Source organism: Hymenobacter sp. HDW8 (assembly GCF_011305775.1).
In the GTDB taxonomy this organism is placed as follows: Bacteria; Bacteroidota; Bacteroidia; order Cytophagales; family Hymenobacteraceae; genus Hymenobacter; species Hymenobacter radiodurans.
Window position 1 is genome coordinate 2,734,459 of record NZ_CP049907.1, and the last position, 23,620, is coordinate 2,758,078.

The window sequence follows — 23,620 nt, forward strand, 5'->3', positions numbered from 1 at the left end:
GGCGGCTTAGCACCTGCCAATCGAAGATGTTGCCGGTTTTGGTGGCGGTAGTTGTTTGCTCCACAGAGGATTTTTTAATCAATACAGGGTACTAAGGAGAAGTAACCACACATAAGCCTTAGAGGTTGCAAAAACAGCAGCGGCTTACACTCACTTTTGCCCCACACACTCGTCACTCCTGCGGAGGAAAGATGTTAAGAAGTCGGCACAAAGTACGGCATTCCGGTAGGCTCTTCGGCTGCAACCAACTCCGACGGGTACTCAACTCGGCTCAGGAATAAGCCTTTCGCCACCGCAGCGCCACTAGCGGCAATACGGCTTTGGGTATGTAGAGTATGGCCAAATTCCTCGGGAGTCAATTTGCCCCGGCCTACGCTCAGCAGCGTTCCTACCACCAAGCGCACCATGCCGCGCACAAAGCGATTGGCCCGAATGCGAAACACCAAACCGCCCGGAATAGAATGCCAGCCCGCTTCATAACACACACAGATGTAATGGTTTTCGCCGCCTTTCACTTTGGAAAAGCTGGTAAAATCGCGGGAGCCGATGAGGTAGGCGGCCGCAGTATTCATCGCGGCTACGTCCGGCGCCCGATCTAGGTAAAGGCTTTGATTAACCCCGAACGGATCAGGAATGAGGCGCACGAAGTACTCGTAGGTACGTGCTTCGGCATCGAAGCGGGCGTGGGCTTTGTCGGGTACGGCATGCAAGCGCCGCACGGCAATGTCGGGGGGCAATGCGCGGTTTAGGCGATATAAAATGGTGGCCTCGTCCAGCGTGGGGGGCAAATCGGCGTCGAAGTGCGCTACCTGGTGGCTGGCGTGCACGCCCGTATCGGTGCGGCCACTGCCTACTGTATAGACGGGCTGGCGCAATACCTGCGAGAGGCAGCGGTCTAGCTCTTGCTGTACCGTCAGGGTGTTAGGCTGCACCTGCCAGCCGTGAAAACGGGTGCCATCGTAGGCCAGATGAAGAAAATAGCGCATGTAGAGCGGAGGCTTTGACGAGCACAATTGCTGCACTGTCTGAGGCCGTTTAATAAGGCGCAAGCTACTGCTTATGCTACTTTACTGAAGCGTAAAGCAGAGAATCCATAGTTTGGCCATCCTTAGTGATACTCTTACGCAAGCGCGCTTCTAGCTCATAGCCAGCCTTTTCCAGCACGCGTGCAGAAGCAGCATTCGGGGCAAACACCACAGCATACAGGCGGCACAAGTCAAAATTGGTGAACGCGTAGTCCGTCAAGGCGACAACTGCCGCTGTCGTGATGCCGCGGCCCCAAAACTTCTGACCTAAGAAGTAACCAATTTCTGCTGAACGCCGATTGACATCTTGCTTGAATAATACGCTGATGCTCCCAGCCGCTTCCCCATCTACCTCTATGCACAAGTGCACGTCGGTCATGCCTTCCGGACTTAATACAAAGCGCAGATGGTGCTCAGCATCAGTGAGCGTATAGGGATTGGGAAACCGGTCGCGCAGGTTCAGCCAGATGGCGCGGCTATTGCCGTGCGTGCTTAATGCCTGAGCATCACTGAGCTGCCAGGGCCGCAGCCGCGCCCCATGCACGGGTAATTCCAATGTGGGGCGCAGCCAGGCAGCAGACATAAGCTGGGGGCAAATTTAGACCTTCTCGTAAATTACTGCTGCTCCCTGCCCTACTCCTACGCACATAGTAGCTAGTCCGTAGCGCACGCCTTCGCGGCGCTGCATTTCGTGCAGCAACGTCGCCGTGATACGCGAACCGCTAGCACCCAGCGGGTGGCCGATGGCAATAGAACCGCCGTTGACATTTACTTTCTCAGGATCAAGCTCTAGGTCGCGCATGCAGGCTATGGACTGAGCGGCAAACGCTTCGTTCAACTCAATCAAATCCATATCGTTCATGGTCAGGCCTGCGCGCTGCAATACCTTTTGGCTGGCGGGCACTGGTCCGAGACCCATGTAAGCCGGGTCTACACCAGCAACAGCGGAGGCTACCACGCGGGCCAGAGGCTTGAGGTTATAACGCCGCAGTGCCTCTTCGCTCACTACTATCACCCCGGCCGCGCCGTCGTTGATGCCAGCCGAGTTGCCAGCCGTCACGGTACCATCTTGGGGCTGGAAAGCAGGTTTCAGCGTGCCTAATTTCTCCAAGGTAGACAAGCGCGGTGGCTCATCGGTGTCAAACAAGGCAGCATCACCCTTGGGGTTGGGCACGAATACAGGTACGATTTCGCGGCGGAAACGGCCTTTCTCGTTGGCACGGTGATACTTGCGCTGGGAGTTAAAGGCAAATTCGTCCTGCTCCAAACGCGTGATACCGTATTTGCGAGCTACGTTCTCCGCCGTTTCGCCCATGGCATATGGGTGATGCAGCTTGGAAAGCTTCTGATTGACAAAACGCCAGCCCAAGGTGGTATCATGAGCCGTAAGCTCCCGGCCGAAGGCTGTTTCTGACTTCGCCATCACGAAAGGAGCCCGGGTCATGCTCTCGGCGCCACCGGCCAAGTACACGTCACCCTCACCGCAGCGCACGGCCCGCGAAGCATCAATAATGCTTTGCAAACCCGAAGCGCACAGGCGATTTACGGTGTTGCCGGGCACCGTAGTAGGCAAGCCGGCCAGCAGGCCAGCCATACGAGCCACATTGCGGTTGTCTTCGCCGGCCTGGTTGGCGGCACCGATAATAATGTCTTCTACGGCCACCTTATCTAAGGTTGGATTGCGGCGTAATAGCTCGCGCAGTATGTGTGCGGCGAGATCATCGGGGCGGACGCTACTGAGCGCACCGCCAAACCGTCCGATAGGGGTGCGGACGGCATCTACTATATAAGCACTTAGCATTGGCTTGGAATGCGGTTATTACGGTCGTTGTTGGCTACTTTTGCCGGCCCGTAGGCTTCGGCAACGCGGCGCGAACCGTCAAACCACAAAGATGATACAAAGAATCCAAAGCGTGTTCCTTCTTTTGCTGGCCTTGGCCATGCTGAGTGTATTGGTATTGCCCATCTGGAGCAAAACCGACCCCCTAACCGGGCAAGAAGTGGTGCTATCGGCCTACAAACTGGCTTTTACAAACCCTCAAGCGGGCTCACCAGCGCCGACGCCAACCTATCTCATTGCTATTTTGGCGCTGGTTTCAGCGGCAGTGGCGGTGTATGAAATTTTCCAATTTAAAAATCGTTTCCGCCAGCTTAAGCTAGGCTTAGTCAACTTTCTGCTGATAGTAGCTACCATTGGCGCGGGCTTCTACTACTCTGGGGTAGGCGAGCAGCTGCTCAATATCAAAGTTCCCGGCGAGTTTGAGGCCGGCTTTTACCTGCCTACTCTCGCGCTGCTGCTCAATGTGCTGGCCAACCGCTTCATCCGCCGCGACGAGCAACTCGTGCGCAGCATGGATCGGCTTCGGTAACTTCTACTGCACTACCGAGTCACAAAAAAGCCCCCAGAAACATTCTGGGGGGCTTTTTTAATGCTTAATAGATTATCTATCGACCTCGGTTGCGCTCTACGAATGCCTCCAGCTCACGGGCGCTGGAACTGAAGCGAAACACGTCGTAAACCCGATAGAAATTCTGCCGATCAGCCACCGCAGGGTACGCATATTTGGCTAACTCCAGCTTGTCTTTATCGAAGTCGAACTGCGTGAGCAGGTGGCGCAAATCATCGGCCCGAATACTCGTTTCGCTCAAGGCTTGGCGGGCCACTAGCAGCTTGTCGCTATCGAAGGAACGATTTGCCAGCGCTTGTGCCAACGCGTCGACGTCCTGCGGCGTCATTACCTGATAAGCGCCAGGGTAAGCCGTGCCCGGACCGTTGTGGTACGCCCCATAAGGGTCAACGGGCGCGTTCGGCTCCCGTCGGTCATCGTCGTAAATGACGTCATCGGGATACGCCCGACGGCCAGGTCCGCGGCCCAAGCCGAGCGGCACGGCCGCTACTTTCCGCAACGCTGGCGCGAAGCCATTACGGGCAATAAGCACGTAGCTAGTCTCCAACCCCGGATCCAGAAACACGCGTGTACGGTAATTGACGGCCCGACCGTAAGGCGTCGGAATTCGAAATTCAGCCCAGTGGAAACCCGGAGCAAGGCGGTCGATGGACACTTGGCGTACGCCGCCACGCGTCAGCGGCTGCCCATCGAATACCAAGTGAAACGGCACCCCGCGCTCGGAAGCAAAGTTGACAATAACCGGCGCCGCACGCAGCTGGGCCGATAATAGCATCAGCAAACTGATGCTCAAAAGTAAGGCCTTTTTCATGTGTGAAGAATGTGAGAGCAATAGGGATGCTCCCGATAGCTTCTTTAAGCCAAGTATTATGCCATTTTGAATATAGTAAATCCTATTCGATTTCATAGTAAGGTTAGCGTTTTAATTATCAGCCTCTTATTACTTTAGGTAGTTTCTAACTATCTCTATTACTTGTTCTTAGGTGTGTTGCTGAAATTAGCTACCACAAGATTGAGGGATACACCAAAGCACAAAAAAGCCCCCGTACGCGTACGGGGGCTTTTTTGGTTCTATGCAGATCGTTATTCAGCTATGCGTGTCACTTTAAACTCCGTACGACGGTTGCGCTGGTGCTGCTCCTCGGTTTTGGCGTTGCGAACTACAGGTTGCGTTTCGCCATAGCCTTTGGCCGTAATGCGCTCTTTCGCAATGCCTTTGGAAATGATATAATCGACAGCCGATTGAGCGCGGCGCTGCGATAAGCTGGCGTTATAGGCGTCCTTACCGCGCGAGTCGGTGTGGGAGCTTAGCTCAATCGTGATTTTGGGGTTGTCATTCAGCGTTTCAACCAGCTTGTCCAACTCGATTGCGGCATCGGGACGAATGTCGGCTTTGTTGTAATCGTAGAAGATATTCTCGACTACAATGGCCACGTTCTTCACGATCTTATTGAGCGTGAGTGTCGCGGGCAGGCGAATGTCATTCACTAATTCCGGCAGCTGATCCTGAGCAGGCATCTTGCCTACCGTCGTTACGGAAGTACGGGCCGTGAAGTAGCCGGGGCGGTCAGCCACCAGTGCATAGGTCGTGGCCGAGTCAAGTTTGAAGCTAAACTTACCTTCAGCATCGGTAGTGACTTCCAGAAGTTTACGGTTGCCATTGGCAAACAGCTCCACGTTTTCGGAGGCGACGGGCTTCGTAGTGCCGGTTTTGGCGTCGCGCTCCAGCACAGTGCCATCCACGAAGAAGTTGACGAGCTTTGTGGTGTTGCGACGGAAGCGGTACAAGTCGTCGCTGCCTTTGCCACCTGCCCGGTTCGAAGAGAATACACCCACGTTTTGGGCCGTGAAGTAGGGAGCAAAATCGTCGCCGCTGCTATTGAAGGGCGCGCCTAGATTGCGCACCTTGCCCTTATCAACCACAAACACATCCAGCTTGCCGATGCCGGGGTGCCCGTCGGAGGAGAAAAACAGCGTGCCATCGGGAGCAATGGCCGGAAAGCTCTCATTGCCCGGCGTATTGATTTCAGGACCCAAGTTTTCAGCGGGCGCGAAACGGCCATTGGCGGCTATGGTCGCTTTATAAAGATCGGTGCCGCCTTCACCACCTTTGCGGCCGGAGGCGAAGTACAGCGTTTCACCATCGGGAGAGAAAACGGGCGAGAAGTCGTCGGTGGTGCGGTCGTTGATATTGATGAGCGCGGGCTCGGTCCAGGCGCCACTGCGGTAGTAAGAAGCCCATAAGTCAACGCTTAGGTAACCCTTTTTCTTACCACTATTGGAGCGGGCAAACACGACCATTTTGCCATCGGGGCTATAGGTGGCGCTTGCCTCGTGCATGCCTTCGGTGTTGAAGATGGGCTCCAACTTGCGGACGGTGCCGCCGGTCATCTTCTCCGCATCCTCAAAGCGAATGGCATACAGGTCATTAAACCCTTCCCCATTGCCTAAGTATTTCTTTCCATCTCGGCCCGAGGCAAACACGATTTCCTTGGTATCCGGAATCATGGTGGCGCTAAAGTCCGCCGACTCGGAGTTTACTTGATCAAGGGGTTGGATTTCATCGCGCGTTTTTAGCGCCAAAAGCTCTTTGCTCAAGCGTGTATTTTTGGCCTCTATTTCGGCCCGGGCAGCTAAGGCACGGTTGGTGCCCAGCTTTACGTAGTCATCAAACTGGGCAATGGCTTCATCGTACTTACCATTAGCTTTCAGCGCCAATCCATAATAGAAGCCAGCATCAGCGTTCTTCAAGCCCGCTCCGACGGCCATTTTATAATATAGCTCTGCCTGCTCGATGCGGTTGGATAGTCGATACGATTCGCCAACCCGAAAATTGCTCTGGGGGCATTTTTGCCCCGCTCTGCCTGCGCTTTATATAGGGCAATAGCCGTTTCATATTCACCGCGAGCAAAGCGCTTATCGGCTTTCGTACCAGATTCGGAGGTCGCGCAGCCGCTGAGGCCCAACGCAGCCACTGATCCGGCGGCAGCCCACACAATAATAGAATTCTTCATAGAAGGAAAGCAGTAGGAAGGGTAAAGCTGGCGGCGTAGATTAGCAATGCTGTTATGCCTAGCAATAATACTAAGTTTCGGCAGGAGTAGAGCCGTAAGTTTAACGCTGCGGCGAGGGTTGAAAGTATTTGGCTAACCAAGTCTCAGCGGCTGGCGCGGGCCACGCCGCCGTTAGCTTGCCGTGCTGGGCAATGGTATTGTCAAAATAAGGCGTTTCGGGCTGGAGCTGGCCAGTAGCCACCGCCTCACGCAATGCCCGCCGGTCGAGCAACTGCACCTGCCCATCAACGAGAAAAGCTAGGTGCGATTTCTCCAGCAGATTTACGCCCAATTGCTCCTCCAAGCCGTGCACAAAGCGTACGGAAGTATCAATAGAGCAGCCACTTGCACCGGCTACCGCTTCATCTAATCCCAACACCAAAAACTGTCCGTGCCGAAAGGCGGCCGAAGCGCGCAGCGTGCGGCCGTGGCTGGTCCACTCGGCGGCAAACTGAGCCAACGCGGGCTCAACGGCCGCTAGCTCTGCCTCCGTCAGTGGCCGGTCGGCCTGATAAATCCAAATGCGGGCGCTGGGGGGCAATTCTTCGAACGGAACAAACATGGAGGAGTAGCTTGAAACTTAGAAATACACACTCTAATCATACAAAGAAACAGCCTCGCCGGGAAGTTCCGACGAGGCTGTTTCGAATAAACAAAAATGCCTTTCGGCTCGACGCTAGGCGTTCAGACCTTCAGCACTAGCAATCAGCTCTGCCAAATCGAAAACTTGCACATCCGACTCGCGCTCCTTGTTCTTCACACCGTCGCTCATCATGGTCATGCAGAAAGGGCATGATACCGCAATAATTGCCCCCTGCGCGTTGGCCCGAGGGCTTGGCGTAGCGCCGGCATTGCCATCTTCTACCCCACGCGTTTGCGCTAATGCAGGAGCGTTGCCGTCAAGGGTAAACAGAGCTTCTTCCGTGCGCTCAATGTTCACTTCTTTGTTGCCCGGCTCCGCTTCTTTCCACATCTGCGCGCCACCGGCCCCGCAGCACAGCCCATTAGCGCGGCTCCGCTTCATTTCCACCAAATCAGCGTCGAGAGCTGCGAGTACATCGCGGGGCGCCTCGTAAATATTGTTGGCCCGACCTAAGTAACAGGAATCGTGGAACGTAATGCGTCGACCTTTGAATTCGCCGCCGCCCGCCACGCCTACCTTGCCTTCATTGATAAGCTGCTGAAGAAAAGTGCTGTGGTGAATCACTTCATAATTGCCCCCCAGCGCCGGGTATTCGTTCTTTATCGTATTGAAGCAGTGTGGGCAGGCCGTCACAATCTTCTTGATCTGGTAGCCATCCAGGGTAGTGATGTTCTGCATGGCCTGCATCTGAAACAGGAACTCATTGCCGGCGCGCTTAGCAGGGTCGCCAGTGCAAGTTTCTTCCATGCCCAGCACAGCGTACTTTATGCCTACGTGTTCCAGAATGCGTACAAAAGCCCGGGTCACGCGCTTATAGCGGTCGTCGAAGGCGCCTGCGCAACCCACCCAAAACAGAATTTCGGGTTGCTCGCCGCGGGCAGCCAGATCGGCCATAACGGGAACTGTAACTTGACGCTTGGTGATTTGCTCAGCCATTTAGTTGGTTTTTGATATCGTTTGTCATGCTATAAGTTGGGTGGCATGACGCTTTGGTTTATGCTGTTACAGCTTGTTTCTCGGCCAAATACAGTTCATCGGCCCAATTGAAGCGGTCGGAGGGCGAAAAAGCCCACGGCGCACCGTTATTCTCAATGTTGGAGAACATAACATTCAACGAATGCGGTGCAGCCGACTCTTCTAGCACCAAGAAGCGGCGCATCTCAATGATAGCCTCGAGCGGGTTAATATTCACTGGGCACGACTCCACGCAGGCGTTGCAGGTTGTGCAAGCCCACAGCTCTTCGGGCGTTACTTTACCACGCAGCAACGTGTTTTGATCAGCTTCTACTTTTACCCGCTCCGTGCCTTTGCTGGCGTCACCGTATTGGTTAGGCTGAAAAATCAATGGAGAGTTGTACTTCTCCTCCATCCGGTCGCGGGTATCCATAATAATCTTGCGCGGCGACAACAGCTTACCCGTAATATTAGCCGGGCACGAGGCAGTGCAACGTCCGCACTCCGTGCATGAGTACGCGTTAAGCAGATTAGTCCAAGCCAAATCTTCTACGTCTTTGGCTCCAAACGAAGTAGGCGCCAACGCCGAGCCATCGGGCCCTACTGGTGGTGCAGGCACCTGATAACTGGGGTCCATCATGGCTTTTACCTCGTGGGTAATGCTGTCCACGTTCGAGAACTGTCCCTGCGGCACTAGCCGCGAGTAGTACACGTTCGGGAAGGCCATAATGATATGAAAGTGCTTACTGCTCGGCAGGTAGTTCAGAAAAATCAGAATACCCACGATGTGTGCCCACCACCCTGCACGCTCCAAGAAGTGCAGCAAGTTCAAGTCGCTCGGAAATATGCCTAACAGTAATGAGCTAACTGGAAATGAACCCGGCATCTCCAGATTTTGCAGACGATGCCACTTCAGATCCGATGTGTTCATCACGAACAGCGCTACCATTAGCACTACTTCGATGTATAGAATCATATCGGCATCAATGCGCGGCCAAGCGCGCATTTCGGGCCCGGAGAAGCGACGCACCTTTTTCACGTTGCGCCGCCACCAGAAAGCAATAACCGCTACAATCACCAGCGCACCCAAAATTTCATTGGTCGCCATCAGCACATTGTATACTGGTCCTAGGAACTGCAAAACACGGTGGGTGCCGAATACACCATCAATTACAATTTCTATTACTTCAATATTGATCACCAAAAACCCCACGTACACCACAAGATGCAACAGGGCTGGGGTAATACGCTTGAACATTTTCTGCTGCCCAAACGCTACCAGCAAGGTTTTTTGCAGCCGCTCCCCGATATTGCCCGACATATCCCGGTCGCGGCCTACTAGGATGTTGGCGCGGATCTTTCGCGCTTGCCAGGCAAACAAGCCGAAGCCGATAATGGCTACTAGCAGGAAAATAATGTTTTCGATAGTCACGGGAAAGCAGTTGGGTGGTGGGTTCGACCGAAAAGTACTCGTTATGCCTAACAAATTTAAGATTTTAGGCGAAAACTTTTTTAAGGTAAGTGTTGCAGCTTGCTTTTGGTTTACTACTTTTGCCACTCCTAAGCCGTAAAGGGCAAAGGAAAGTTGGTAACGTAGCTCAGTCGGTAGAGCACAGCACTGAAAATGCTGGTGTCGTTGGTTCGATTCCAACCGTTACCACAAAAAAGCCCTCTCCGCGATTTGCAGAGAGGGCTTTTCGTTTTAAGGCAATTTCGATTTGCCATTAGCTATCGTATTAAAAGGGAAATTCATACGTTGTCTTGGGAAACGGTTTATAGAAATGTATATCAACCTGAATTTCAACACAATAAATCAATAAATGTTATTACAAGGATACATCACATCTTTTATCAAAATGATTAATTTTATATTTTTACTATAAATAATTAACTTGTTGCCAGAAACTTCCCTATTTTATGCCTACAACTAAGGATATATCTTATAGACATACACTTAGGATGTATAGGTATCGATGAAAGTCAAAATGCCGTCCGCTGACACTGCAACTCCCTTGGAGCGCATACCAAGTGTTCCACCTACGATTGCAGCGGTTCCTGCACACGTTCACCGGCCTATGTGGTCGGTGATGATACCCACGTATAATTGTTTGCAGTATTTGCAGGAGACGATAGAGAGTGTGCTTGCACAGGACCCAGGGCCCGAACTGATGCAAATAGCAGTTGTTGATGACTGCAGTACTGATGGTGATGTGAAGGCATTAGTGGACGCTGTTGGAAAGAACAGGGTTGAATTTTTCCAACAGACTAGTAACCTCGGGAGCCTACGTAATCTTGAAAGCTGTCTAAACCTTTCTACTGGCCATCGGGTCCATCTTTTACACGGCGATGATAAAGTGGCGCCGGGATTTTACACTGAAATAGATACGTTATTCACTAAATATCCTGAAGCAGGTGCTGCCTTCACACATATAGCCTATATGACTGAAGATGCAATGTTTATAAACCCTCCATTTGAAAGGGAGGAAGGCATTGTAAAAGACTTTTTACTAAAAATGGCTATTACTATTCGAGTACAGCCGCCCGCTATCGTAGTAAAAAGAAGTGTGTATGAACAGTTAGGGAGCTTTTTCGCGGTACACTACGGCGAAGATTGGGAGATGTGGACTAGAATAGCAGCACATTTTCCGGTTGCGTATTCACCTAAATGTTTAGCGCACTATCGATACCTAACTAATAATAGCATTACTCAGCATTCTATAAAAACCGGACAAAATGTAAGAGATATAATAAAGGTGTTTAACATTATTCAGAATTACTTACCTATCGACAAGCGTAGTAGTTTAAGAAATGCAGCTCTCACAAATTATGCTATTTACTGTGCTTCCTTAGCCAATAATCTATACTTTACTGATACTGAAGCTGCTTTGGTACAGGCTAAAGGCGCATTCACAATGAGCAAGCATAGGCGCGTATTGTATTCTCTTTTCAAATTCTACTTGAAATATTTTATAGGATACAATCATATAAAATATTTATGGTCTAAATTTATATTCCCGGGTAAAACAATTAAGTTATTACTCTTGCCTTTTACTTTTTAACTGCTTTATCAAAAATTAAAGGTATATTTTATAAAATTCTTTATCTACATATATAACAACAAAACAACTTTATGATAAGTGAATTTTATCATATGTTTCAATATATAAAAGGAGACAGTTTAGCACATAACATATTTTATTATTATTTTATTATCAGGCACTTGCCGCAACACTCTTTATTGTAAAATCTGGATAAGCATACATTATTATTTTATTTCTTTATTATATAATTTGTTTTGATTATCGGCTTGTAAGTTTGACGTAGAGCATTTTTTTGATAAGTTTCCTTTATCTTATCCGTCAGTCTCTATGAACTTGCTAAACGCCTCCACAGAACGTATACCCACCACCATTTACCCAGATTCAGAACAGGCCTCCGTAGCTGTAGCGCATCATATTGCTGATTTGATCAAGCAGAGGGCATCGGAGAAACGAAGCTGTGTGCTCGGCTTAGCAACGGGCTCTACCCCCACTCGCTTGTATGAGGAGTTGGTTCGTTTGCATCAGCAGGAAGGGCTTAGCTTTCAGAATGTTGTAACATTTAACCTGGACGAGTACTTTCCCATGGCACCCGAGTCTCTGCAGAGCTACGTGCGTTTTATGCGGGAATACTTATTCGACCACGTCGATATTCCGGCGGGCAATGTGCATATTCCGGATGGCACGGTGCCCGCGGAGGGAGTTGCAGAGTTTTGTCGGCGCTACGAAGAGAAAATCAAAGAAGCCGGTGGAATTGATTTACAGATTCTGGGAATTGGACGCACCGGCCATATTGGTTTTAATGAGCCTGGTTCGGGTGCTACCTCCCGTACCCGCCTCATCACCCTCGACCATATTACCCGCACCGATGCGGCTAGCGACTTTTATGGAGAGGAGAACGTACCGCGCCGCGCTATTACGATGGGCGTGGGCACTATTCTGGAAGCCCAGGAGATAGTGCTGCTGGCATGGGGCGAGGGCAAAGCGGCCGTCATAAAGCGCATGACCGAGGGCGACATGACGGACTCGGTACCAGCTACGTACCTGCAGAAGCATCCCCATGTGCGCGTCGTGTTGGATGAGGCTGCCGGGGCTGAGTTGACTGCCCGAAAAACGCCCTGGCTCGCTGGATTGCCTTGCAACTGGCAGGATGCCGCCTTCGTGCGCAAGGCAACTACCTGGCTGGCTCGTCAGTTGCAAAAGCCAATACTCAAGCTCACTGACCAAGATTACAATGAGAATGGATTATCGGATTTGCTAGCTGAATCGGGACAGGCTTATAGTATTAATATCAAGGTGTTCAATGAATTGCAGCACACCATTACGGGCTGGCCGGGGGGCAAACCTAATGCGGATGACTCGCACCGACCCGAGCGAGCAGAGCCGTTTCCGAAGCGGGTGCTCATTTTTAGCCCCCACCCTGATGATGATGTCATATCAATGGGCGGCACTTTTCTGCGCTTGGTTGACCAAGGCCACGAGGTGCATGTAGCTTATCAAACGTCGGGCAACATCGCGGTATTCGATGAAGAAGCTATTCGTTTCGCCGAATTTGTGGCCGACTATGACGAAGCTTTCCGCCTCGATGAGCAGCCTGCTGAAAACTTATACAGGCGCGTCGTCGACTTTTTGCAGAATAAGGCCCCCGGTCAAGTTGATTCAGGTGAGGTACAGCAAATTAAAGGATTGATACGGCGGGGTGAGGCGAAGTCGGCGTGCCGGTACGCGGGTGTGCCCGACGAGAACGCGCACTTTATGGACTTGCCGTTTTATGAAACCGGACGCGTACGCAAGAAGCCCTTGGGGGAAGAGGATATCCAGCTTACCATCGATTTGCTGAATAAAATCAGGCCCCAGCAGATTTACGCCGCCGGCGACCTATCCGATCCGCACGGCACACACCGCGTTTGTCTATCAGCCATTTTTCAGGCAGTACAGCGGTTAAAAGCAGAAGGCGCTGAGTGGCTGCAGGATTGCTGGGTGTGGCTCTACCGCGGGGCATGGCAGGAATGGGATGTGGATCAGATTGAAATGGCGGTACCCATCAGCCCGGAAGAGTTGACGCGCAAGCGGCGGGCCATCTTCAAGCACCAGTCGCAGAAGGACCGGCCGTTGTTTCCTGGTGCTGATCAGCGCGAATTCTGGCAGCGGGCCGAGGAGCGCAACCGTACCACTGCGCAGATCTACGACCGCTTAGGTTTGCCTGAGTATGAAGGTATTGAAGCGTTTGTACGCTGGCATTACTAATACCCTCATTTTTTGGTTAAGTCTTCTGCTCGACCAATTACTTGCCATTGTGTGTCGAAGCCCTGAAAAAAGCCCCCAGCGCTATACCTCAGATAGCTGGGGGGCTTTTTTCAGGGCTATGATGACTTCTTACTGACAACTTTGTTTCTGCGCGGCACTGGCAAAACTATAGCCCAGTCGTAGGGCCTGCGTGAATGCAGCGCATGCTTCTTCCTGCTGGCCCTGGCGCTGAGCCACCCGCCCCAACAAATAATGCACCTGCCCATTAGTAGGGTTGGCTTTAGCTACCAGCTGATAATCTTGTTGGGCGCGGCCGTAGTCGCCGAGGCGGTAGTAGGCGAGGCCACGCAAGGTAAGCGCATACAACGTGGGGGCCCTACCCGCCACGGTACGCTGCCGCAGCCCCGTGCTCAGGTCGCGGATGGCTAAGCGGAATTGCCGTTTGGTGAGCAATCGTATTTCGCCCCGCAGTATCCAAGCACCGGCACGGGTTGAGTCTAGAGTCACGGCTTGGGTGAGCAGCTGATCGGCTACGGTAGGCTGCTGCTGGCGCGCTTCATAGCGGCCCAAACGGTGTAGAATAAAAGCTCGGTCGGCGGGGTGCGTCGTGTTGGGCAGCGCTGCACGGTAGTCATTTTGCGCCACGGCGGGCTGATGATAAACCAACTCCGTGATTTCGGCGCGACGACGCAGTGCCTCCGTGTAGTTGGGTTTGAAGTGCAGGGCTTCGGAAAAAAAGCTGTGCGCGGTGCTCCACTCCCCCTCGGCGTAGGCGCGCAGGCCGTCATCATAATTTCCCACAGCCGTTACGTGGTCCATGGTCACTTTCACCGAAAATATAAACAGCACGAATAGCCCAATGAACCCAGCTGTTAGGAGATAGTCGCGGCGCGTAAATTTTCGGCGCTTCGGAATAGAGCGGTAGTGGCGCTCCGCCGACCCCGCTGGGGTGCGGGTGCGCATAGGGGCTGGTGGGGGCGGCATAGGCACACCATACACGCGCTGGCCCTGCTGCCGGTAAGCCTGCTGCTGACGCTGTGCCTCCAGTGCTTGCGCGGCGCGGCGCAACTGATGATCGTAGACAGCGCGACGGCCTGCATCGGAGAGCACCCGATAAGCGGCGTTTACGGCCTTAAACTGCTCCTCGTATCGGGTGCTACCGCCGTGCTTATCGGGGTGGTACTGGATGGCCAAGCGCTTATACGCCGCCTTTATATCGTGGGCCGACGCCGTGGCTCCTACACCTAAAACTTGATAATGATTCTGACTCAAAACACGGCAGTATAGGGTAAAAGTAATTCAATTTTCAGACACAAACCCGCCTTTTTCGTATGTGCATTTGGCTCGAAAAACCAGCTGTTAGGCGCTTTTTCCGGCCTTCGACCTACTAACAATTTTTCTTTCCATTCTATCCTACGCCGTATGGCTTTCGACGACGACTCTAAAACGCCCCCCAATGACAGCCTGATAGGCAACCTGAAAGGCTACCTCGATACGCGCATTGATCTGGTGCGCCTTGAAGCGCAGGAGAAGGCAAAAACGGCTTTTGTGGCTACCGCGCACGGTGCTACAATGGCGATAATTGGGCTGTTCTTTTTCATTTTTCTCAATGTGTTTCTAGGCTTGGTACTCAATGAGGCGCTCGACAGCCCCTACTGGGGTTTTGGGGTACTGGCGGGCTTCTACTTATTGCTGCTGATCATCTTTGTCGTAGGCGTCGACAAGAAGCTATTTCAGGGCCTGGCCAACAAGACATTGGATAACACAATTTACAAATCTGATAAGCGTAACTAACTCATGGCAGAGCTACACAACCCGTTATTCGAGGACGAAAAAGAATTTCTGGAGCGCCAGAAGCTCGAATACGAGCGTGCCCTGCTGGGCGACGTTGACCACATCAAAGAGAAAACACAGGAAGTGGGCAAATATGCCGCCATTGGAGCAGGCATTCTGGGGGGCATTTGGCTGATTTCTAAAGCACTGCGTAGCCGCGACGATTCGGACGATGATGACAACGAGGGCTACGAAGAGTTTGAGGACGACCGTCTGGCTCGCAAGGCACAGAAGAAGCGCGAAAAGCTGGAAAGAAAGCAGAGCAAAAACGCGCATCGGGCGTCTTATGTTTCTAATCCGGCAGTGCACGAGACCAGCCGCCAGAGTGTTGGCGACGACTACGGCTTCGGTGGTGGACACCAGTTTGACCGCGGCCAACAGCACCCGGCCGCCGGCCGGGCCGATTTGGCGCCTGATGTATATCATGCCTCCGCCGAAACCGACCCTTTTCCTCCTCTAGCTTACGATGATGAGCGCCGTTTGCCGGTGCCAGCATTTGATGCTAGCCAGTCGTATTCCCAGAAGCAACCCAGTATGGTAGCTTCTGTATTGCAAAGTTTTCTGCAGTCGGATACGGGTAAGATGCTGACCGCTCAGGTAACAGCTGTTTTAATGGCGTATGTGGCCAAAAAAGTCGGTGAATATTTGCCAGTGAACAAAAATTCCGACCTTGCAGACAATCCGACGGTAACGCATATGGAGCCGGAGACAAAGGACATCGACTTTACTTATCACCACGACGACGCGGATGCGCCACAGCAGTCTCTATGAAACGCTTAGCAACCGCCGTCAGCGCGGCCAGAAATCCCTGGCTGTGCTCCTCGACCCCGACCAACTGAACGAGGCCGGCTGTCGGCATTTGCTAGCACTGAGCGAGGCTCATCCTATCGATTACTTCTTTGTGGGCGGCAGCCTGGTGATGAATGCTCACCAGGCGTCGCTCATATTTTTTATTAAAAGTAACAGCACGGTGCCCGTACTGCTGTTTCCGAGTCATAGTCTGCACTTAGACACTCAAGCCGACGGAATTCTGTTGTTGTCACTTATTTCGGGTCGCAACCCTGATTTCCTGATTGGCCAACATGTGGTGGCAGCGCCGTTGCTGAGGGCTAGCAACCTTGAGATTTTGCCTACTGGCTATATGCTCGTAGATACCGGCCGACAGACTACCGCCAGCTATATGAGCGGTACTACGCCCCTACCCTACGATAAGCCCAGCATTGCGGCCTGTACGGCCATGGCTGGCGAGCAACTCGGGCTGCGCCTGATGTATCTTGATGGTGGCAGCGGCGCCATGTATCCCATTACTCCAGCGATGATTCGGGCGGTGCGGGAAGCGGTAGAAGTGCCCGTAATAGTGGGCGGCGGCATCAACACGACGGACAAAGCGCAGGCAGCTCTAGAGGCCGGTGCTGACGTTATTGTGGTCGGTAATCAGATTGAAAAAGCCCCCCAGTTCCTAGCGGAGGTATCTGGAGTTATTCAGAGCTTCAACGCAGTGCTGGATACAGTATAAATTACCTCTTTGGAGAAAAAGCTGTTGGCTTTACAGCAAAAAAGCCCCCCAGACCTACGTCTGGGGGGCTTTTTTGGTGGTTATAAGCTGTAATTAGATATTCATCGCTGACTCGCGGCGGCGCATTTTGCCAGCTGGGATACCGAACATCATTTTAAAGCGACGGCAGAAATAAGCCGTGTCCTTGTAGCCCACTTCCTTGCCAATGTCGCGGATGCTCTTCTTGGTAGTGCGAAGCAGAAATACGGCGCGCTCCATGCGCTGGTATTCAATGTAGTCCTGTGGGTTGATGCCGGTCAGCATCTTGAAGTACTGGCCTACATAGTCTTCCGATACGTTGGCCACGCTCGACAGGACTTTATTGGACAAGTCGCCACCAATGTTCTCCTTAATGTAGTTGAACAGGTCAATCAGGCGTGGATCCTTGAAGTAGGTGCTGTTGGTAGCCAGTTGCTCCACAAACATCTTGTTTTTCAAGATGTAGCGCACGATTTCGACTACAATGTTCTCGGTGTAAATCGTGATCAGACGCTCACGACCGGGCAGTTCCTGCAAGCTCTCCTCTACAACTTTAATGACTAGGTTAGCCAGCTTGGAGTTATTCGTAATCAGGAAAGCCGGCACATCCAGCGAGGCGAAGAAGTTGACCGAGTCAAATACCTTGGCCTCAAAGCTTACGTGGCTATGACTCTCTTCCGCATCGCCAATGAGGTCGAGGTCAGAGTTGGAATGGAAAAACTTATCCTTATTGCTGATCAGGTCGTCGTTGGTGATCAATTTGCCCCCAGAGCCGCCGTAGTTCACTTTTGTAGCGCGCCCGCCGGGAATGAACAGCATTTCACCTTCTTCTACTGCTTGCTCCTCATCGCCAAAGGCAATATGGCCTTTGTGCAGTAATATCAGATTGTTACCAACATCATAATAATTGCGCACCGTAAACGGCTGTTGCAATACCAGGTTCTTCGCCTTGATGTAACGTACACCAAGCGATTCAATCACTTTATTGTAATCTTCCATATTCGGGGATGTTTTGGGTAGGGATATCTAGGGGGCCGCACAGTCGTCTAAACGTAGACAATGCAAAACAACATATAAAAATTCACAATAACGAAAAACCCAGTCATTTTCTGACTGGGTTTAATGCAAATAATCTGAATTTTAAGCTATGAACTTCTTATTTTAATAATTCCCGCGAGATTACAATTTTCTGAATCTCGGAAGTTCCTTCGTAAATCTGAGTGATTTTGGCGTCGCGCATGAAGCGCTCCACATGGAATTCTTTCACAAAACCATAGCCTCCATGCACCTGTACGGCTTCTACGGTAGTTTCCATAGCTACTTTAGAGGCAAACAGCTTAGCCATAGCGCCTGACTTGGCATAGTCAACATGGTTGTCCTTGTCTTGGGCGGCTTGCAGGCACAGCAGACGAGCTGCATCGATGTTGGTAGCCATGTCAGCCAGCTTGAACTGAATAGCTTGATGCTTAGATATTTCAACCCCAAATGCTTTGCGCTCTTTGGAGTATTTCAGGGCTAACTCAAAAGCACCAGAAGCAATACCCAGTGCTTGAGCCGCAATACCGATACGACCGCCAGCAAGGACTTGCATGGCGAATTTGAAGCCGAAACCATCTTCGCCAATGCGGTTCTCCTTAGGCACTTTCACGTCCGTAAACATGAGGGAGTGCGTGTCGGAGCCGCGGATGCCCAGCTTGTTTTCTTTCAGGCCAATCACAAACCCAGGCATGTCTTTCTCCACAATAAGGGCGTTGATGCCGCGATGCTTTAGCTCAGGATTAGTTTGGGCAATGACCAGATACACCGAGGCCGTTGAGCCGTTGGTAATCCAGTTTTTGGTACCGTTGAGCAGATAATGGTCGCCTTTGTCCTCAGCGGTAGTGCGCTGCATGGTAGCATCCGAGCCCGCTTCTGGCTCAGAAAGGCAGAAGGCGCCAATGATTTCGCCGCTGGTGAGGCGAGGCAGGTATTTCTGCTTCTGCTCTTCCGTGCCGTATTTCTCTAAACCCCAGCATACCAGCGAATTGTTCACCGACATGATAACTGAGCAAGAGGCATCTACTTTCGAGATTTCCTCCATCGCCAGCACATAGGATACCGTATCCATGCCGCCGCCGCCGTACTCAGGGCTAACCATCATGCCCATAAAGCCGAGCTCGCCCATCTTCTTGATTTGCTCGGCAGGAAACTTTTGGTGTTCGTCGCGCTCGATTACGCCGGCCCAAAGTTCAGATTGGGCAAAGTCGCGGGCGGCCGCTTGTACGGCTAGTTGTTCTTCGGTGAACTGAAAATCCATTCGTAAAAAGCTTGGGTGGGAAACGTGGGTGGAAAGGTAAGCACTAACTCGGCAGAGACGGGCAAGTTACGCTCATTCGAGTGCGACTTGGCCACATGAATAACTGACTGAGTGATACAAATGTCTAGCTTAAAATGTTAAAAAGCCCCCCAAAGATATTGGGGGCTTTTTTAGTATACGAATCTACTTAGCACAATCAATCATCAAGTTAGTCGCGGCTGCGGCCACCCATGAAGATGCTAACGTAGTAAAGCAGCGTTGCTAGGGAGCTGAGAGCGGCGACAACATACGTCATGGCAGCCCACCAAAGAGCATCTTTGGCCATAGCATGCTCTGAGGTTGTCACGATGCCTCGCTTGTCAATCCAGGCCAGCGCGCGTTTCGAGGCATCAAACTCAACTGGCAGCGTAACGAAGGAAAACAAGGTGGTGAGAGCGAATAACGCAATGCCTATACCCAGCGGAATCATAGAGGTGTTGATCATGAATACACCCGCAATGAGAATGAAAGGCATAAACTTCGATACGGCGCTCAAAGCGGGCACCATAGCGGAGCGGAACTGCAACATGCTGTAGGCCGTAGCGTGCTGCACGGCGTGCCCGCACTCGTGGGCTGCAACTGCTGCCGCCGCTGCCGAACGCTCTTCATACACGGCCTCGCTCAGGTTTACGGTCTTATCAGCGGGGTTATAGTGGTCGGTCAAACGGCCTTCGGTAGAAATAACGCGCACATCGGTAATGCCATGATCAGCGAGCATAAGCTCGGCTATTTGCTTACCGGACAAGCCTGATTGCAGACCTATCTTGGCGTATTCAGAGAACTTGCTGCGCAAGCGCCACTGAATCAGCCAGCTTACAACCATCGCCAGAATGAGGAATAAATACATGGGCTTGGAGAGAAAAGTAAAAGTTAAGAAGGAAGCTGACGTATGCGCTCCACGATCCGCGTGGTACTGTAGCCGGCTACGAGCGGTACGGTAAGTACCTGCCCGCCACTATTCAACACAAATTCGTGGCCGACAATTCCACTGATTGCATAGTCATCGCCCTTCACCAGAATGTCGGGCTTGATCAATTCAATCAGGGCCAGCGGCGTAGGCTCATCGAACAGCACTACGGCATCGACGAACAAAAGGGACGCCAGGATGCGTGCCCGTGACATTTCGTCTTGCAGCGGCCTTCCCGGCTTCAAACAACTGACAGAAGCGTCGGTATTCAGACCCACTACTAATGCTCCACCTAAGTGACGCGCCTTCTCCAGATAATCGACGTGCCCCAGATGAAGCAAGTCGAAGCAGCCATTGGTAAAAACCACCGGGCGGCCCTCCGTGCGCCACTGCTCCAGCAATGGTGCTACCTTATTACGATCAATAATTTTATCCTTGCTCCACATCGGCAGTTGTAGCTACGGCTAAAGATATGGCGCTACGGCGGGCTATCCGACCTGATTTTATCATACTCCACACAAAGCTTATTCCACCCATCAGGACGACCAATAGAGTTTGAGAACCGTGCACCACCAGCGCATAGGCAATACCGGCTTCCTTTGAAACACCATACACAAGCAGCGTAGCCTGCACCATTACGTGAAATGTGCCGATACCGCCTGATACCGGTGCCGCCATCCCAAATGCCCCGAAGGTGAGCACCGCCAAGGCAGCCATCATGCTTAGGTTATAAGTTTCAGGAAAGGCGAAAAAGGCTAGGTAATCCATCAGATAATAAACCAGCCAGGTGAAGAGCGTATGCAGCAAAAACACGCCTTTATTCTCGAGCTTCAGCACACTAAATATACCCGACAGTAACCCCTTTGCCAGTCCAACAATCCGGTTGAAAAACGCATTCTGACGCAGCCTTTCCAGATTCCTAACGAGGGCGTACACTGCCAGCAAAAGCAAAAGCAATGAAATGCCAGCAATAGCCAGCAAGGTAGTTCGGTAGGCCGCAAATGACTCATAGTTATCAGTTAGCAAGCCCATTACAAACGACCAGAATTTATCAAACTCCAATAGCAGCGTGACTCCCAACAGCCCTAGAAGCATCAGCACATCAATGAAGCGCTCCGCGATAACGGTACCCAACGATATTTGCACAGGTACGCCACTACTCCGACGCAGCACGGAGCAGCGAATCACTTCCCCCATGCGGGGCAGTACCATATTCGCGAGGTAGCCCACCATCATAGCATGATATACATCCCAGTAGGAGGCTTTATAGCCGGTGGGGTCTATCTGCATTTTCCACCGGTAAGCGCGGCTCAGATATCCCAATACGGATATAGCCATGGTGACAAGTAGCCAGAAATAATTGGCCCCACGTACATATTCGCCGATACGGCTCAGATCCTGCCCCCGCACGGCATACCACATCAGCAACCCCGATAAGGATACCAACAGTGCGTACTTGAGTATAGAGAGCAGTTGCTTCATGCTGCTTGACTTGTTAAATAATTAGCTGGCTGATCATTCCTCAAGACATAAGAACGAACAGCTAGTTAAGCTACACTAACCGGTTATGCTGATCGGGGAAAACAAGCGTGGGCTTGTGCGCACGCGCCTCCGCAAAGTCGATGAGGGCGTATGAAAAGATGATAACGATATCCCCTACGGCCACGCGCCGGGCAGCAGGCCCGTTGAGGCACACCATACCCGAGCCGCGCTCCCCGCGAATGGTATAGGTTTCAAATCGCTCGCCGTTATTTACGTTAACTATCGTCACTTTCTCGTTTTCTACCATGTTGGCAGCGTCGAGCAGGTCCTCGTCGATGGTGACGCTGCCTACGTAATGCAGTTCGGCCTGCGTGACTTTAGCGCGGTGAATTTTAGACTTTAGAACCTCGATATGCATGAGAAAGAATGCGGGTGAAATAAGGGCGGCAAAGATAAGGGTTCGGGCCTGATTGTGCCATCGACTCGCTTTCTGCTGATAACCGACAGCTTACTACCGCTTCACAAAAAAGCCCCCAGGTGGCCTAGTATTGCTACTGGCTTGCCTGGGGGGCTTTTTATAACCTTACTTATCCTAGTTAGCAGGAGCTACTGCACGATAAGCATTTACGCGGCCATGACCATATTGTGGATCACGACCTGGTTTGCCCAAATCATCAGCTGAAGCGCGCAGAGCGGCTTCCACTTTTGCTGGATCCATCTGACCACCGTTTTTGCCAACGATGAGTGCAGCTACGCCAGCAGCGTGTGGTGCAGCCATGCTGGTACCCGCTGACCAATAGTAGGAGGAAGTAGCTGGATTCAGATTACTACCTGTGCTGAAAACAAGATCAAATACATACACATACTGTGTAACCGGGCCTATTTTAGCAATCTCGTTACCTGGATAAGCTGTATCACCACCGGGAGCAGCGAAGTCGATTTCCGAGGTTCCGTAGTTGGAGTAAGTAGCCAAAAAGTCAAGGTTAGCGGTAAGCGGATTAAGCGCCCAGCCCCGAGGAGAGGTAGCCGAGATAGAAATCACGTGGGGTGCATCAGCGGGCATTTGAACCAAGTTCCGGTCTTTGTTGCCATCGATACCATCGTTACCAGCTGCAGCGATAATCGTTACGCCTTGCTTGGCAGCGTAAGCCGTTACCTTACTGATCGCAACAATCAGTTCTTGAGTTGCTTTCGTATCGGATACAACAAAGTCATCCGCAGGATTGTCTGGGGTGCCGTTATCATCCAAGTATTTGCCGTTCCGTGGTATACCAGCCCCTAAGCTCATGTTAATTACATCAGCGCCTTGGCTTACAGCATGCAAAATACCTTCAAGCATCCAAGAGAAGCTGCCGGAGCCAGAGTCTCTCAGCACTTTCACTAAAATCAACTTTGACTCGGGAGCAACACCAATGATACCCAGTCCATTATCAGCAGCTCCAATGGTACCGGCAGTGTGCGTACCGTGGCTTCCTACACCTGTAAGGGCATAGCTAAGTTTTTCGCCAGGAACAAAGTTTTTGCTGGCTGCCAAATCAATATTTGGAGCCAAGTCGCGATGATCCAAGTCAAATCCTGAGTCCAGAACGGCTACTCGAACCCCTTTACCCCGATAGCCAGCGTTCCACGCTTCTGGAGCATTGATAGCATCATGGCCCCACTGGAGATCAAAGTAGGTATCATTATCACCGCTTTTTGGCGGATTGCCATAGGTAGCATCGATTTCAACTACTTTCTCTGCTTCTGGGTCAAATCCTTGGAAGGTAAAATCTCTAACAACAGACTTTACACCAGCAATTTTGGATGCCTTGGCCGCAAAGCTTGGATCATCAGAAGTTGCCGACGCGATACCTACTTCATCGAGCAGAGCAGTTACAGTACCGTTAGCCGACTTAGCCTTGTCAGCAATATCTGCAGGCAATTTTTCGCCGGAGGCAATAATGATATAGTGGTTAGAACTCAGTCTAGCGGAGTTAGATGCGTTAGAAGCTGCTTCCTGCGAGGTGCTAGCGCTAAGGCTTTCGCTTGGAGTCAGTTCTTCTTTGCTGCACCCAAAGGTGAAAAGAAGGCCAAGACCTAAACAAGAAAGGAATTTGGGAGTAAAGTGTTTGTGCTTCATGCTTGAGTTTATATGATTTATCAATGCACTAACATAATTCAA

Annotated in this window: 23 protein-coding genes and 1 tRNA gene; 7 read left to right on the plus strand and 17 right to left on the minus strand. The window is 51.7% G+C overall.

The annotated features are described in order from the left end of the window. Positions 1-194 precede the first annotated feature (194 nt). The 3 genes from truA to G7064_RS11565 form a co-directional block, all read right to left on the minus strand. Complete coding sequence (gene truA, locus G7064_RS11555; RefSeq protein ID WP_166073696.1) at positions 195-986, minus strand: tRNA pseudouridine(38-40) synthase TruA; 792 nt, start codon at positions 984-986, stop codon at positions 195-197. Between the two features lie 76 nt (positions 987-1,062). Beyond that, a complete protein-coding gene (locus G7064_RS11560; RefSeq protein ID WP_166073697.1) occupies positions 1,063-1,608 on the minus strand; it encodes a GNAT family N-acetyltransferase in 546 nt (181 codons plus the stop codon). 15 nt (positions 1,609-1,623) lie between these two features. Further along, positions 1,624-2,826, minus strand: a complete 1,203-nt coding sequence (locus tag G7064_RS11565) for a thiolase family protein (RefSeq protein WP_166073698.1) — start codon at positions 2,824-2,826, stop codon at positions 1,624-1,626. Positions 2,827-2,917: 91 nt separating this feature from the next. Here G7064_RS11565 and G7064_RS11570 point away from each other — a divergent pair, with 91 nt between their 5' ends. Further along, positions 2,918-3,394 carry a DUF4293 domain-containing protein gene (locus G7064_RS11570; RefSeq protein ID WP_166073699.1) on the plus strand — a complete coding sequence of 159 codons (477 nt, stop codon included), beginning with the start codon at positions 2,918-2,920 and terminating at the stop codon, positions 3,392-3,394. 76 nt (positions 3,395-3,470) lie between these two features. Here the strand turns inward: G7064_RS11570 and G7064_RS11575 are convergent, their stop codons facing one another. The 6 genes from G7064_RS11575 to G7064_RS11600 all read right to left on the minus strand — a co-directional run bounded on the left by G7064_RS11575 (position 3,471) and on the right by G7064_RS11600 (position 9,515). Beyond that, a complete protein-coding gene (locus G7064_RS11575) occupies positions 3,471-4,244 on the minus strand; it encodes a DUF4476 domain-containing protein (protein WP_166073700.1) in 774 nt (257 codons plus the stop codon). Between the two features lie 272 nt (positions 4,245-4,516). Then, the gene (locus tag G7064_RS11580) at positions 4,517-6,202 is read right to left on the minus strand and encodes an OmpA family protein (protein WP_166073702.1); all 1,686 of its coding nucleotides are present in this window, start codon (positions 6,200-6,202) and stop codon (positions 4,517-4,519) included. Next, positions 6,181-6,447 (minus strand): hypothetical protein, encoded by a 267-nt coding sequence (locus tag G7064_RS11585; RefSeq protein ID WP_133271203.1) that lies wholly within the window; start codon positions 6,445-6,447, stop codon positions 6,181-6,183. The genes G7064_RS11580 and G7064_RS11585 overlap by 22 nt, the downstream gene beginning before the upstream one ends. Positions 6,448-6,547: 100 nt before the next feature. After that, entirely contained in the window at positions 6,548-7,048 is a 501-nt protein-coding gene (locus G7064_RS11590; protein ID WP_166073703.1) for a hypothetical protein, read from the minus strand. A 114-nt stretch (positions 7,049-7,162) separates the two neighbouring features. Then, positions 7,163-8,023, minus strand: a complete 861-nt coding sequence (locus tag G7064_RS11595) for a (Fe-S)-binding protein (RefSeq protein ID WP_166075112.1) — start codon at positions 8,021-8,023, stop codon at positions 7,163-7,165. Positions 8,024-8,123: 100 nt separating this feature from the next. After that, on the minus strand, positions 8,124-9,515 hold the full coding sequence (locus tag G7064_RS11600) for a (Fe-S)-binding protein (protein WP_166073704.1): 1,392 nt from the start codon (positions 9,513-9,515) through the stop codon (positions 8,124-8,126). A gap of 155 nt (positions 9,516-9,670) precedes the next feature. On the opposite strand from G7064_RS11600, the gene G7064_RS11605 reads away from it, so the two are divergent. From G7064_RS11605 to nagB, 3 genes are all read left to right on the plus strand, one after another. Beyond that, a tRNA-Phe gene (locus G7064_RS11605) sits at positions 9,671-9,743 on the plus strand. 313 nt (positions 9,744-10,056) lie between these two features. Beyond that, positions 10,057-11,142, plus strand: a complete 1,086-nt coding sequence (locus G7064_RS11610) for a glycosyltransferase family 2 protein (RefSeq protein ID WP_205711111.1) — start codon at positions 10,057-10,059, stop codon at positions 11,140-11,142. A gap of 309 nt (positions 11,143-11,451) precedes the next feature. Continuing rightward, positions 11,452-13,368 (plus strand): glucosamine-6-phosphate deaminase, encoded by a 1,917-nt coding sequence (nagB, locus tag G7064_RS11615; RefSeq protein WP_166073705.1) that lies wholly within the window; start codon positions 11,452-11,454, stop codon positions 13,366-13,368. A 129-nt stretch (positions 13,369-13,497) separates the two neighbouring features. On the opposite strand, the gene G7064_RS11620 is transcribed toward nagB, so the two are convergent. Next, positions 13,498-14,640 carry a J domain-containing protein gene (locus G7064_RS11620; RefSeq protein ID WP_166073706.1) on the minus strand — a complete coding sequence of 381 codons (1,143 nt, stop codon included), beginning with the start codon at positions 14,638-14,640 and terminating at the stop codon, positions 13,498-13,500. A gap of 150 nt (positions 14,641-14,790) precedes the next feature. Here G7064_RS11620 and G7064_RS11625 point away from each other — a divergent pair, with 150 nt between their 5' ends. The 3 genes from G7064_RS11625 to G7064_RS11635 are packed head-to-tail and all read left to right on the plus strand — an operon-like array spanning position 14,791 to position 16,717. After that, entirely contained in the window at positions 14,791-15,162 is a 372-nt protein-coding gene (locus G7064_RS11625; RefSeq protein WP_133271199.1) for a phage holin family protein, read from the plus strand. A 3-nt stretch (positions 15,163-15,165) separates the two neighbouring features. Beyond that, positions 15,166-15,972: a hypothetical protein gene (locus G7064_RS11630; protein WP_166073707.1), complete on the plus strand. Its 807-nt coding sequence runs from the start codon at positions 15,166-15,168 to the stop codon at positions 15,970-15,972. Continuing rightward, on the plus strand, positions 15,950-16,717 hold the full coding sequence (locus tag G7064_RS11635; RefSeq protein ID WP_166073708.1) for a geranylgeranylglyceryl/heptaprenylglyceryl phosphate synthase: 768 nt from the start codon (positions 15,950-15,952) through the stop codon (positions 16,715-16,717). Before G7064_RS11630 ends, G7064_RS11635 begins: the two co-directional genes overlap by 23 nt. A gap of 93 nt (positions 16,718-16,810) precedes the next feature. Here the strand turns inward: G7064_RS11635 and G7064_RS11640 are convergent, their stop codons facing one another. The 7 genes from G7064_RS11640 to G7064_RS11670 all read right to left on the minus strand — a co-directional run bounded on the left by G7064_RS11640 (position 16,811) and on the right by G7064_RS11670 (position 23,578). Further along, a complete protein-coding gene (locus G7064_RS11640) occupies positions 16,811-17,734 on the minus strand; it encodes a helix-turn-helix domain-containing protein (protein ID WP_084443435.1) in 924 nt (307 codons plus the stop codon). A gap of 157 nt (positions 17,735-17,891) precedes the next feature. Beyond that, on the minus strand, positions 17,892-19,031 hold the full coding sequence (locus tag G7064_RS11645) for an acyl-CoA dehydrogenase (protein ID WP_166073709.1): 1,140 nt from the start codon (positions 19,029-19,031) through the stop codon (positions 17,892-17,894). A 208-nt stretch (positions 19,032-19,239) separates the two neighbouring features. Continuing rightward, a complete protein-coding gene (locus G7064_RS11650) occupies positions 19,240-19,917 on the minus strand; it encodes a zinc metallopeptidase (RefSeq protein ID WP_133271195.1) in 678 nt (225 codons plus the stop codon). Between the two features lie 23 nt (positions 19,918-19,940). Next, a complete protein-coding gene (rfaE2, locus tag G7064_RS11655; RefSeq protein ID WP_166073710.1) occupies positions 19,941-20,423 on the minus strand; it encodes a D-glycero-beta-D-manno-heptose 1-phosphate adenylyltransferase in 483 nt (160 codons plus the stop codon). Beyond that, on the minus strand, positions 20,407-21,459 hold the full coding sequence (locus G7064_RS11660) for a lysylphosphatidylglycerol synthase transmembrane domain-containing protein (RefSeq protein WP_133271193.1): 1,053 nt from the start codon (positions 21,457-21,459) through the stop codon (positions 20,407-20,409). The genes rfaE2 and G7064_RS11660 overlap by 17 nt, the downstream gene beginning before the upstream one ends. Before the next feature lie 70 nt (positions 21,460-21,529). Continuing rightward, on the minus strand, positions 21,530-21,877 hold the full coding sequence (gene panD / locus G7064_RS11665; RefSeq protein ID WP_100338329.1) for an aspartate 1-decarboxylase: 348 nt from the start codon (positions 21,875-21,877) through the stop codon (positions 21,530-21,532). Between the two features lie 174 nt (positions 21,878-22,051). Beyond that, positions 22,052-23,578 carry a S8 family serine peptidase gene (locus G7064_RS11670; protein WP_166073711.1) on the minus strand — a complete coding sequence of 509 codons (1,527 nt, stop codon included), beginning with the start codon at positions 23,576-23,578 and terminating at the stop codon, positions 22,052-22,054. Positions 23,579-23,620: the final 42 nt, after the last annotated feature.

What these genes read in the sequence shown, in the direction of transcription:
- truA (WP_166073696.1), bottom strand. Translation starts at nt 986, where the DNA reads ATGCGCTATTTTCTTCATCTGGCCTACGATGGCACCCGTTTTCACGGC.
- G7064_RS11560 (WP_166073697.1), bottom strand. Translation starts at nt 1,608, where the DNA reads ATGTCTGCTGCCTGGCTGCGCCCCACATTGGAATTACCCGTGCATGGG.
- G7064_RS11565 (WP_166073698.1), bottom strand. Translation starts at nt 2,826, where the DNA reads ATGCTAAGTGCTTATATAGTAGATGCCGTCCGCACCCCTATCGGACGG.
- G7064_RS11570 (WP_166073699.1), top strand. Translation starts at nt 2,918, where the DNA reads ATGATACAAAGAATCCAAAGCGTGTTCCTTCTTTTGCTGGCCTTGGCC.
- G7064_RS11575 (WP_166073700.1), bottom strand. Translation starts at nt 4,244, where the DNA reads ATGAAAAAGGCCTTACTTTTGAGCATCAGTTTGCTGATGCTATTATCG.
- G7064_RS11580 (WP_166073702.1), bottom strand. Translation starts at nt 6,202, where the DNA reads ATGGCCGTCGGAGCGGGCTTGAAGAACGCTGATGCTGGCTTCTATTAT.
- G7064_RS11585 (WP_133271203.1), bottom strand. Translation starts at nt 6,447, where the DNA reads ATGAAGAATTCTATTATTGTGTGGGCTGCCGCCGGATCAGTGGCTGCG.
- G7064_RS11590 (WP_166073703.1), bottom strand. Translation starts at nt 7,048, where the DNA reads ATGTTTGTTCCGTTCGAAGAATTGCCCCCCAGCGCCCGCATTTGGATT.
- G7064_RS11595 (WP_166075112.1), bottom strand. Translation starts at nt 8,023, where the DNA reads ATGGCCGATCTGGCTGCCCGCGGCGAGCAACCCGAAATTCTGTTTTGG.
- G7064_RS11610 (WP_205711111.1), top strand. Translation starts at nt 10,057, where the DNA reads ATGAAAGTCAAAATGCCGTCCGCTGACACTGCAACTCCCTTGGAGCGC.
- nagB (WP_166073705.1), top strand. Translation starts at nt 11,452, where the DNA reads ATGAACTTGCTAAACGCCTCCACAGAACGTATACCCACCACCATTTAC.
- G7064_RS11625 (WP_133271199.1), top strand. Translation starts at nt 14,791, where the DNA reads ATGGCTTTCGACGACGACTCTAAAACGCCCCCCAATGACAGCCTGATA.
- G7064_RS11630 (WP_166073707.1), top strand. Translation starts at nt 15,166, where the DNA reads ATGGCAGAGCTACACAACCCGTTATTCGAGGACGAAAAAGAATTTCTG.
- G7064_RS11635 (WP_166073708.1), top strand. Translation starts at nt 15,950, where the DNA reads ATGCGCCACAGCAGTCTCTATGAAACGCTTAGCAACCGCCGTCAGCGC.
- G7064_RS11640 (WP_084443435.1), bottom strand. Translation starts at nt 17,734, where the DNA reads ATGGAAGATTACAATAAAGTGATTGAATCGCTTGGTGTACGTTACATC.
- G7064_RS11645 (WP_166073709.1), bottom strand. Translation starts at nt 19,031, where the DNA reads ATGGATTTTCAGTTCACCGAAGAACAACTAGCCGTACAAGCGGCCGCC.
- G7064_RS11650 (WP_133271195.1), bottom strand. Translation starts at nt 19,917, where the DNA reads ATGTATTTATTCCTCATTCTGGCGATGGTTGTAAGCTGGCTGATTCAG.
- rfaE2 (WP_166073710.1), bottom strand. Translation starts at nt 20,423, where the DNA reads ATGTGGAGCAAGGATAAAATTATTGATCGTAATAAGGTAGCACCATTG.
- G7064_RS11660 (WP_133271193.1), bottom strand. Translation starts at nt 21,459, where the DNA reads ATGAAGCAACTGCTCTCTATACTCAAGTACGCACTGTTGGTATCCTTA.
- panD (WP_100338329.1), bottom strand. Translation starts at nt 21,877, where the DNA reads ATGCATATCGAGGTTCTAAAGTCTAAAATTCACCGCGCTAAAGTCACG.
- G7064_RS11670 (WP_166073711.1), bottom strand. Translation starts at nt 23,578, where the DNA reads ATGAAGCACAAACACTTTACTCCCAAATTCCTTTCTTGTTTAGGTCTT.